Genomic DNA, 1,162 nt, shown 5'->3' with positions numbered 1-1,162 from the left:
GGACACCTCCAGAAACCCCTCGCGCTGGCTTCCGGCTGCTGATTGACTGGCGTGGCGATGCGGGCGGAGGCGGCGATGGCGGGGCAACCAGGGTTCTTCGACCTGTCGGATCGGCTACGGGAACTGTCGGCCAAGGGCGACGACCTGGAGCGCATCGCCTTGCTGGTGGACTTCGCGCAGTTCCGCCCTGACCTGGAACGGGCGGTGCCGCGCGGCGATGGCAGCAAGGGCGGCCGTCCCGCCTTCGATCATGTGCTGATGTTCAAGATCCTGCTGCTGCAGGCGATGCACGGGCTGTCGGACGAGCGGGCCGAGTACCTGATCAAGGATCGGCTTTCGTTCATGCGCTTCCTTGGCCTGGGATTGGCCGATGCGGTGCCCGACGCCAACACGATCTGGACCTACCGTGAGGCGTTGAAGCGCGCTGGCGCTATGCAGGCGCTGTTCGCGCGGTTCGATGCCACGCTGAAGGCGGCCGGGTACCTGGCGATGGGCGGGCAGATCGTCGATGCGACCATCGTCGCCGCGCCGAAGCAACGCAACACCGAGGCCGAGAAGGCGGCACTACGCGACGGCCGCCTCCCCGAGGATTGGGCGAAGAAACCCGCGAAACTACGGCAGAAGGACCGCGACACGCGCTGGACGGTAAAGTTCTCCAAGGCCAGGCCGCGCGAGGATGGCGCGGCCCAGGTTGATCTCGCCGTGCCGGCCTTCGGCTACAAGAACCATGTCTCGATCGACCGCGCCCACGGGCTGATCCGCGGCTGGCAGGCCACGCATGCCGCAGCCCATGACGGCGCGCGGCTGGAAGCGGTGCTGGATGCCGACAACACCGCCAGCGAGGTCTGGGCCGACACCGCGTATCGCTCGGAGAAGAACGAGGCGATGCTCGCCGCCCGCGGCCTGGTTTCGCGCATCCATCGCAAGAAGCCGCAGGGCCGGCCGATGCCGGAGCGCACGCGCCGAGCCAATGCCCGGAAGTCGGCGGTGCGCTCCCGCGTCGAGCACGTGTTCGCCCATCAGAAGGGCATTATGGGCCTGGTCGTGCGCACCATCGGCCTGGCCCGGGCCGAGGTGAAGATCGGCCTGGCCAATCTCGCCTACAACATGAAGCGGCTTGTCTGGCTGAGCGGCAAGGCCGCGCCAGCATAGCGATCCGCCC

At 68.0% G+C, this 1,162-nt stretch carries 1 protein-coding gene; it reads left to right on the top strand.

Annotation, left to right across the window (positions count from 1 at the left end; translation table 11 throughout):
* Window positions 1-75 precede the first annotated feature (75 nt).
* Window positions 76-1,152, top strand: a complete 1,077-nt coding sequence (locus tag CR165_RS24165; protein ID WP_109519421.1) for an IS5 family transposase — start codon at window positions 76-78, stop codon at window positions 1,150-1,152.
* The last annotated feature ends 10 nt before the right edge of the window (window positions 1,153-1,162 follow it).

The organism is Teichococcus aestuarii, from assembly GCF_003116135.1.
Taxonomy (GTDB): Bacteria; Pseudomonadota; Alphaproteobacteria; order Acetobacterales; family Acetobacteraceae; genus Pseudoroseomonas; species Pseudoroseomonas aestuarii.
This window is presented reverse-complemented; position numbering and strand designations above follow the sequence as displayed.

Excerpts from the sequence above, each read along its gene's own strand:
- CR165_RS24165 (WP_109519421.1), top strand. The coding sequence starts at position 76 with ATGGCGGGGCAACCAGGGTTCTTCGACCTGTCGGATCGGCTACGGGAA.